At 72.5% G+C, this 8,999-nt stretch carries 8 protein-coding genes; all 8 read right to left on the bottom strand.

All coding sequences use genetic code 11. The features are described from left to right. Positions 1 to 125: 125 nt before the first annotated feature. Positions 126 to 2,276 (bottom strand): primosomal protein N', encoded by a 2,151-nt coding sequence (locus ACZ7G3_RS29785; RefSeq protein ID WP_470929195.1) that lies wholly within the window; start codon positions 2,274 to 2,276, stop codon positions 126 to 128. A gap of 254 nt (positions 2,277 to 2,530) precedes the next feature. Beyond that, positions 2,531 to 3,739 carry a methionine adenosyltransferase gene (metK, locus tag ACZ7G3_RS29780; protein ID WP_426600470.1) on the bottom strand — a complete coding sequence of 403 codons (1,209 nt, stop codon included), beginning with the start codon at positions 3,737 to 3,739 and terminating at the stop codon, positions 2,531 to 2,533. Between the two features lie 240 nt (positions 3,740 to 3,979). Then, positions 3,980 to 5,182, bottom strand: a complete 1,203-nt coding sequence (gene coaBC, locus ACZ7G3_RS29775) for a bifunctional phosphopantothenoylcysteine decarboxylase/phosphopantothenate--cysteine ligase CoaBC (protein WP_470929193.1) — start codon at positions 5,180 to 5,182, stop codon at positions 3,980 to 3,982. A gap of 132 nt (positions 5,183 to 5,314) precedes the next feature. Then, positions 5,315 to 5,587 (bottom strand): DNA-directed RNA polymerase subunit omega, encoded by a 273-nt coding sequence (rpoZ, locus tag ACZ7G3_RS29770; protein WP_003977348.1) that lies wholly within the window; start codon positions 5,585 to 5,587, stop codon positions 5,315 to 5,317. Positions 5,588 to 5,667: 80 nt separating this feature from the next. After that, entirely contained in the window at positions 5,668 to 6,261 is a 594-nt protein-coding gene (gene gmk / locus ACZ7G3_RS29765) for a guanylate kinase (RefSeq protein ID WP_426600472.1), read from the bottom strand. Between the two features lie 37 nt (positions 6,262 to 6,298). Next, on the bottom strand, positions 6,299 to 6,622 hold the full coding sequence (locus tag ACZ7G3_RS29760; RefSeq protein WP_003977346.1) for an integration host factor: 324 nt from the start codon (positions 6,620 to 6,622) through the stop codon (positions 6,299 to 6,301). A gap of 223 nt (positions 6,623 to 6,845) precedes the next feature. After that, positions 6,846 to 7,691, bottom strand: a complete 846-nt coding sequence (gene pyrF / locus ACZ7G3_RS29755; protein WP_470929308.1) for an orotidine-5'-phosphate decarboxylase — start codon at positions 7,689 to 7,691, stop codon at positions 6,846 to 6,848. Between the two features lie 5 nt (positions 7,692 to 7,696). Then, the gene (locus ACZ7G3_RS29750) at positions 7,697 to 8,803 is read right to left on the bottom strand and encodes a quinone-dependent dihydroorotate dehydrogenase (RefSeq protein ID WP_426600473.1); all 1,107 of its coding nucleotides are present in this window, start codon (positions 8,801 to 8,803) and stop codon (positions 7,697 to 7,699) included. Positions 8,804 to 8,999 lie beyond the last annotated feature (196 nt).

Here is an 8,999-nt window from a genome sequence, read left to right as displayed (position 1 = left end):
GGGACGACTTTTTGGTTGCTCTTCCCCCCTGTCCACAGAAGTAGGGGAGACGTGGGGGTGGGCTTCTTTCCTTCCCCCCTCCTTTCAAGAGGGGACCCCCCCCCCGCCTCCGTGCCGTACACGCCTCACCCGATGTCGGGCGGATCGATCCGCACCCACACCGCGGCGTCACTCCCCCGCGCCGTCCGGGCCGCCTGAGCGGCCTTCAACGCACCGGCCAGTGCGGCCCCGCGCCCCGGCGGCACCCGGACCAGCGCCCGCTCCCAGTGCGCCCCGGGCGGCGGCGCGCCCACCCGCCGAGGCCGCCCCGCGGTCGTGACCGGAAGCGGCACGGGACCCAGTACCTCGGCCTCCCGCGGAAGCTCGACGGCGCGGAGGAACCCGGCCACGGCCTCCGCCGGCCCCGCCACGGCCGCCATCCGCGATACCGGCGGGAAGCCCAGCTCGGCCCGCTCGGCCAGCTCCCGCACCGCGTGGCCGACGGGGTCCCAGCGCACCAGCGCCTGCACCGGCCGCAGCGTCGGTTCGGCGACCGCGACGACGGTGCCGCCGGCACTCTGCGGGCGCACCAGGGCGGCGGCGGCCAGCCAGCGCCGGAGCGCGTCCTCGCCGGCGCGCAGGTCGGGGCGGCCGAGCATCGCCCAGCCGTCCAGCAGCAGGGCAGCCGCGTAGCCGCCCTCGGCGACGGGTTCGGCACCCGGGGTGCTCACCACCAGCGCGGGAGCCTCGGACACGGTGTCCAGAACATGCTCACGCCCGGAAGTGCGCACCGGGACCGCAGGGAAGGCGCGCCCCAGTTCCTCGGCGGTGCGCCGCGCCCCCACGACCTGAGCGCGCAGCCGGAAGGCCCCGCACTCCGGGCAGTGCCAGCCGCTCTCCTCCCGCCCGCACCATCCGCACCGCAGCGCGGACCCGGACTCCTGGCCCTCCAGTGGTCCGGAGCAGTGCCGGCACCGCGCCGGCGTCCGGCACGCGGCGCACGCCATCCGCGGTACGTAACCCCGCCGGGGCACCTGTACGAGCACCGGTCCCTGCCGCAGCCCCTCCCTGACGGCCTGCCAGGCGAGGGTCGGCAGCCGTGCGGCCCGGGCGGCCTCGTCCCGGGCCAAATCCTGGTCCCCCACGGTCCGTACCAACGGGGCGGCGGCCCGGACCTGCTCCCGCGGGGCGACCAGCGGCCGGGCCCAGCCGGTCTCCACGAGCTGGGCGGCCTCCACCGTGCAGTTCCAGCCGCCCAGCAGGAAGGCGCACCTGTCCTGGGCGGCACGCAGCAGCAGCACCTCGCGCGCGTGCGGCTGCGGGGCGTGCGGCTCGCTGTGGCTGTCGTCCCCGTCGTCCCAGAGGGCGACCAGCCCGAGGTCCCGCACCGGCGCGAACATGGCGGCGCGGGTCCCGACGACGGCCCGTACGGCCCCTCGGCGCACCGCGAGCCACTGCGCGTACCGCTTCTCGGGCCCGGCGTCGGCGGTGAGCACCGCGTGCCGTCCCTCGCCCAGCAGGGCGGTCAGCGCGGCGTCGGCACGGGCGACGGCCCGCCCGTCCGGCAGGACGACGAGCGCGCCCCGGCCGGAGGCCAGCGTCGCCGCCACGGCCCGCGCCAGTTCCTCGCTCCACCGCGGGCCGGGCAACGCGTTCCACACCGCGCGCGGCGCTCCCCCCGAGGCGAGAGCCGCCACGAACGCGGCCCCCTGCTCGTACCGGGTCCAGGATCCCGGCCCGGGCACGGGCGGCGGCGGCAGCGGCTCCGGTGACGCCCGCTTCTCGGCGCGCGCGTTGCGCGGCGGCACGGCGAGCTGCAGCACGTCGGCCAGGCTGCCCGCGTACCGGTCGGCGACCGCCCGCACGAGCCCCAGCAACTCCTCGTCCAGCACCCGTTCCGGCGAGACGACCTGGGCCAGCGCGGCCAGGGGACCCGCGTAGTCGGACTCGGCGAGCCGCTCGACGAGGAACCCGTCGATGAGCCCCCCGCCCTCGCGCCGCCCGTCCCGCACCCGGTGCCGCCCGGCCCCGAACCGGACCCGCACCCGCACGCCGGGCTGGGCGTCGGCGTCGAGCTCCTCGGGCACGGCGTAGTCGAAGTACCGGTCGAGGTGAAGCACACCCTTGTCGACGAGCACCCGGGCGACGGGCAGCTCCCTGGCGAGCGCGGCTCCGCGCCAGGTCCGCGGCTTGGCCCGCGGTGCCTTCGCCTTGCGCACGCTCTCCCGGATGAGCGCGAGCTGCTCGGGCGGCGCGTCCTTCGCGCCACCGCCCGCCGGTTCGTTCTCGCTGCTCACGCCTGCATTCCTACCAAAGACCACTGACAATCACAGTGGTGCGCAGGTCCCTGTGATCGCGGCTCCATCACCGGCCGACGTGCCGCCGGCGTCTCTTCCGGTTGTCCTGTCCGGCCGCCGGGACCCGATCGGCCGACGGAGTCCGGGTGCGGACCGCTGCGCCCGGCACCGGCCCTGCCCGCCCGCGGACACGTCGCGGCCCGGCGCCCCCAGTGGGGACGCCGGGCCTCGCACGTGCCGTCGGGCCGGGTGCCTTACAGCCCCGCCGCCTGCCGCAGCGCGTCCACGCGGTCCGTGCGCTCCCAGGTGAAGTCGGGAAGCTCACGGCCGAAGTGGCCGTACGCCGCGGTCTGGGCGTAGATCGGGCGGAGCAGGTCGAGGTCGCGGATGATGGCGGCCGGGCGGAGGTCGAAGACCTCGTCGATCGCCTTCTCGATCTTCTCGGCGTCGATCTTGGCGGTGCCGAAGGTCTCCACGAAGAGACCGACCGGCTCGGCCTTGCCGATGGCGTAGGCGACCTGGACCTCGCAGCGGGCGGCGAGGCCCGCGGCGACGACGTTCTTGGCGACCCAACGCATCGCGTACGCGGCGGAGCGGTCGACCTTGGAGGGGTCCTTGCCGGAGAAGGCGCCGCCGCCGTGGCGGGCCATGCCGCCGTAGGTGTCGATGATGATCTTGCGGCCGGTCAGGCCGGCATCGCCCATCGGACCGCCGATCTCGAAGCGGCCGGTCGGGTTGACCAGGAGGCGGTAGTTCTCCGTGTCGATCTTGATGCCGTCCTCGAGCAGGGCCTTCAGCTCCGGCTCGACGACGAATTCCTTGATGTCGGGCGCCAGCAGGGACTCGAGGTCGATGTCGCTCGCGTGCTGGGAGGAGACCACGACCGTGTCGAGACGGACGGCCTTGTCGCCGTCGTACTCGATGGTGACCTGCGTCTTGCCGTCCGGGCGCAGGTAGGGGATCGTGCCGTTCTTGCGGACCTCGGACAGGCGCTTGGACAGGCGGTGCGCCAGGAAGACCGGCAGCGGCATCAGGGTCGGCGTCTCGTCGGACGCGTAGCCGAACATCAGGCCCTGGTCACCGGCGCCCTGCCGGTCCAGCTCGTCCTCATCGCCCTCGACCCGGTTCTCGTAGGCCGTGTCGACGCCCTGCGCGATGTCCGGGGACTGCGCGCCGATCGAGACCGAGACACCGCAGGAGGCGCCGTCGAAGCCCTTCTTCGAGGAGTCGTAGCCGATCTCCAGGATCTTGCCGCGGACCAGCGTGGCGATGTCCGCGTAGGCCTTGGTCGTGACCTCGCCGGCCACGTGCACCAGGCCGGTGGTGATGAGGGTTTCGACGGCGACCCGGGAAGTCGGGTCCTCACGCAGAAGCGCGTCGAGAATGGTGTCGCTGATCTGGTCAGCGATCTTGTCGGGGTGGCCCTCGGTCACAGACTCCGAGGTGAACAGGCGACGGGACACAACGCTCCCTGGGGTTGCAGCGGCTGCTGGCTGATCATTGGTGGACGGCACGGGGAGCTGCACCCGGCGACGTCCGAGAACAGTTTATCGGTCGCGCTCCGCCACGGGCCCACCCGTCTCGCCTCTCGGAAGGGCTGTGACCTGCGGCACGGGCATTCTGCCCGGAACGAAGCGCCCTTGGCCAGGGCCGCCACGCTCGAATGCGCGGGGTTTACGAGGCGGGCGGAGCGGGTGGGTCGTTCAGCCGAGCCGTTCCGCCACGAGGTCCCACACGGCCTCGGCCAGCGCTTCCTTCGGGCCGTGCGCCACCGGGGTCTCGCTGCCGTCGGCACCGAGGATCACGGCCTCGTTCTCCTCGGAGCCGAAGGTCTTGCGCTCCCCCACCTCGTTCACCACGAGGAGGTCGCAGCCCTTGCGCTTCAGCTTGGCCCGGCCGTTGGCGAGGACGTCGTCGGTCTCCGCGGCGAAGCCGACGACGACCTGACCCGAGCGGGCCCGCCCGGTGGAGACCTCCGCGAGGATGTCCGGGTTGCGCACCAGGGCGATCGGCGCGGGCTCCTGGTCGTCCTTCTTCTTGATCTTCCCCGCGGCGTACGTCGCCGGGCGGAAGTCCGCGACCGCCGCGGCCATGACGACGGCGTCGGCGTCCGCCGCGGCGCGCAGCACCACCTCGCGCAGTTCCACGGCCGTGCCCACCGGGACCACGTCCACGCCGGCCGGGTCCGGCAGCGACGCGTTCGCCGCGACCAGCGTGACGCGGGCGCCCCGCGCGGCGGCGGTGCGGGCGAGGGCGTAGCCCTGCTTGCCCGAGGAGCGGTTGCCGAGGAAGCGGACCGGGTCCAGGGGCTCCCGGGTGCCGCCGGCGCTGACGACGACGTGCCGTCCGGCGAGGTCCGGCTCGCTCGCGCCGCGGGCGAGCACCCGGCGGCAGACCTCGAAGATCTCACCCGGATCGGGCAGTCGGCCCTTGCCGGTGTCGACTCCGGTGAGGCGGCCGACGGCCGGCTCGATGACGACCGCGCCGCGGCGGCGCAGCGTCGCCACGTTCTCCTGGGTGGCCGGGTGCTCCCACATCTCGGTGTGCATGGCGGGAGCGAAGACGACCGGGCAGCGGGCCGTGAGCAGCGTGTTGGTGAGGAGGTCGTCGGCGAGGCCGTGGGCCGCCTTGGCGAGCATGTCGGCCGTGGCCGGGGCGACGACGACCAGGTCGGCGTGCTGGCCGATGCGCACGTGCGGGACCTGGTGGACGTCGTCCCACACCTCGGTCGACACGGGGTTGCCGGACAGGGCGGACCAGGTGGCGGCCCCGACGAAGTGCAGCGCGGAGGCGGTGGGGACGACCCGGACCTCGTGCCCCGACTCCGTGAACCTGCGAAGCAGCTCACATGCCTTGTAGGCGGCGATGCCGCCGCTGACCCCCAGAACGACCTTGGGCTTGTCCACCGTCTCTCCCCGACTCGGATATCGCGTACGACCCATCACACACCACAGGCCCGGCAGTCGGACTGCCGGGCCTGTGGATAAGTCAGCTTCAGGCTGAAAATACTACCGCCGATGCGGTCGGTACTACCGCTACTACTGCGCCGGACCTTCGATGGCCTCGGAGGTCAGCAGTCCCGCGTTGATCTCGCGGAGGGCGATCGAGAGCGGCTTCTCGTGGACGTGGGTGTCGACGAGCGGACCGACGTACTCGAGGAGGCCCTCGCCGAGCTGCGAGTAGTACGCGTTGATCTGGCGGGCCCGCTTGGCCGCGTAGATCACGAGGCTGTACTTCGAGTCCGTGGCCTCGAGGAGCTCGTCGATCGGCGGGTTGATGATGCCCTCGGGCGCGGAGATGGAAGAGGACACGCTCTACCTTCCGATGGATGGGAAAGATTCAGTCGGGTGACCGGTCGGCCGATCGGTCGGGATCAGCGGACCAGTGACGATCACACGACGTTCGTCAAGGCTAGCAGCTCGCGCGCCACGTCCTCGACGGAGGTGTTGACCAGGGTCTGGTCGAACTCCGGCTCGGCCGCCAGTTCGACCTTGGCCGCGGCGAGGCGGCGCTCGATCACCTCCGGCGGTTCGGTGCCCCGGCCGGTGAGCCTGCGCACCAGCTCCTCCCAGGAGGGCGGAGCCAGGAACACCAGCCGGGCCTCGGGCATGGACTCGCGGACCTGCCGCGCGCCCTGGAGGTCGATCTCCAGGAGCACCGGCTCACCGGCCTCCAGGCGCTCCAGTACGGCCGCACGCGGCGTGCCGTAGCGGTTGCCGGCGAACTCGGCCCACTCCAGCAGCTCGCCGTTGGCGATCAGCTTGTCCATCTCCTCGTCGGTGACGAAGAAGTAGTGGACACCGTGCTGCTCGCCGGGGCGGGGCCGGCGGGTCGTCGCCGAGACCGACAGCCATACCTCGGGGTGTTCCTTGCGCATATGGGCGACGACCGTGCTCTTGCCGACCCCCGAGGGGCCGGAGAGCACGGTCAGCCGCGGACGTGCGTCCGGGGGTACGGGGGACGTCCCCCGGGGTGTTGCAGCCATGCTGCGATTATTCCAGCAAACCCGGAGTGCTCCGGACTCAGCTGCCGGTGCTGCCGAACTCGCGCTCCAGGGAGGCGATCTGGTTGGAACCGAGCCCACGCACGCGGCGGCTCTCGGAGATGCCCAGTCGCTCCATGATCTGCTTGGCGCGGACCTTGCCCACGCCCGGCAGGGACTCGAGGAGGGCTGAGACCTTCATCTTGCCGATGACGTCGTTCTCCTGGCCCTGCTTGATGACCTCGTGGAGGGAGGCGCCGGAGTGCTTGAGTCGATTCTTGACCTCGGCCCGCTCCCGGCGAGCCGCGGCGGCCTTTTCGAGCGCGGCTGCGCGCTGTTCAGGGGTAAGGGGCGGAAGAGCCACGCCTACGTCACCTCGGATGTCGAACTGTCGGATACGGACCGGTGAGGAACCTAGTCGCCCCACACCTGGGGAGCCACGAGCAACACGCTCGCCCGTTGACTCCTGTCGGAGACTAGCGGTCAAGTCCGCCAGAGTCAGCGAGAACAGCGGAAAAGTCCTGGTCAGCCTTTGTCAGGTCGGGCATTTTGGACATATTGCCTCGGATTTGTGGGTGGATCCGGAGTCAGGTCGCCGCGAGCGCGGTCCTGATCTCCTCCGCGAAGCGGTCCGCGGCCGTCCGCAACGCGACCGGGTCGGGACCGTGACGCAGAACACCCCGGCTGACGTTGGGAACGACGTTGCGCACCGCGTCGCCGAAGACCCGCGGCAGATCCGCGGGGGTGGCACCCTGCGCGCCGATGCCCGGCGCCAGGAGCGGGCCGTTGATGCCCAGGTCGTACGACGACAGATCGCCGAGGGTGGCGCCGACGACCGCGCCGAAGGAGCCGAGGAGCGCCTCCCCCGCGTTCTCGGCGGCCAGGTGCGCCAGCATCGTCGCGCCGACGCTGCGCCCGTCGGCCCGGACCGCGTGCTGGACCTCGCCGCCCTCCGGGTTGGAGGTCAGCGCCAGCACGAACAGGCCCGCGCCGTTCTCGCGCGCCATGTCGACGGCCGGTCCGAGGGACCCGTAGCCGAGGTAGGGCGAGACGGTCAGCGCGTCCGAGAACAGCGGGGAGTCCCGGTGCAGGAACGACTCGGCGTACGCGGCCATGGTCGAGCCGATGTCGCCGCGCTTGGCGTCCATGACGACCAGGGCGCCGGCCGCCCGCGCCTGTTCGACCGACTTCTCCAGGACGGCGACGCCGCGCGACCCGAAGCGCTCGAAGAAGGCGCTCTGCGGCTTGAGCACGGCCACCCGGCCGGCCACCGCCTCCACGACGGTGCGGCTGAACCGCTCCAGACCGGCCACGTCGTCGTTCAGGCCCCACTCGGCGAGCAGGGAGGCGTGCGGGTCGATGCCGACGCACAGCGGGCCGCGCTCGTCCATCGCGCGGCGCAGCCGGGCGCCGAAGGGCTCGAGTACCGTCATGCCGCTCATCGGGGCTTCCTCACGTCGGCGCCGACGGCGTCGGCGAGGGTGGCGTACGGGCTCTGCCGCAGGCGTGCGGCGAGACCCTTGTGGAGAGCGCGAGCGTAGAACGGGCCTTCGTAGATGAACGCGCTGTAGCCCTGGACCAGCGTGGCCCCGGCCAGAATGCGCTGCCAGGCGTCCTCGGCGGTCTCGACGCCGCCGACGCCCACCAGGGTGACCCGGTCGCCCACGCGCGCGTAGAGGCGGCGCAGCACCTCCAGGGAGCGCGCCTTGAGGGGCGCGCCGGACAGACCGCCGGTCTCCTGCACGAGGGCGGGCGAGGACGTCAGGCCGAGGCCCTCGCGCGCGATGGTGGTGTTGGTGGCGATGATGCCGTCCAGGCCCAGCTCGACGGCCAGGTCGGCGACCGCGTCGACGTCCTCGTCGGCGAGGTCAGGCGCGATCTTGACGAGGAGGGGGACGCGCCGCGCGGTGACCGCGCGGTCGGCGGCCTCACGGACTGCGCTCAGGAGCGGACGCAGTGCCTCGGTGGCCTGGAGGTTGCGCAGCCCGGGCGTGTTCGGGGAGGAGACGTTGACGACGAGGTAGTCGGCGTGCGGGGCGAGGCGTTCGGCGGACTTCACGTAGTCACCGACGGCCTCTTCCTCCGGGACGACCTTCGTCTTTCCGATGTTGACGCCGACGACCGTCTTGAAGACCGGCGTACGGGAGGCCAGGCGGGCGGCGACGGCCAGGGAGCCGTCGTTGTTGAAGCCCATGCGGTTGATCAGCGCGCGGTCGCTCACCAGCCGGAACAGCCGCTTCTTGGGGTTGCCGGGCTGCGGCTCCCCCGTCACGGTGCCGATCTCGACGTGGTCGAAGCCGAGCATCGCCATGCCGTCGATGGCGACGGCGTTCTTGTCGAAGCCCGCGGCGAGCCCGAAGGGCCCGTGCATGCGCAGGCCGAGGGCCTCGGTGCGCAGCTCCTTGTGGCGCGGCGCGAGCGCGGCGGCGACGAAGGTGCGCAGCACGGGGACGCGGGCGGCGCCACGGATCCAGCGGAAGGCCAGGTGGTGGGCCTGCTCCGGGTCCATGCGGGAGAAGACGAGCTTGAAGAAGATCTTGTACATGTGTCCTCGTAAGGCCTGGGTAGAGCCCCCTGGGGCTCATGGGCGCGTGGGCTCATGAAGAGGGGGACACCGTTTCCGGTGTCCCCCTCGGGGCTGCTAGTCGCGGGCCGCGGTCAGGAACTCGGCGTGTTCCTGGAGGGAGCGCACTCCGACGTCGCCGTGGGTGAGGGCGTCGATGCCCTGGACCGCGGCGGCG

Source organism: Streptomyces sp. NPDC037271 (assembly GCF_055603605.1).
Note: the sequence above shows the minus strand (reverse complement) of the source record. Positions and strands in the feature narration are given on the sequence as shown.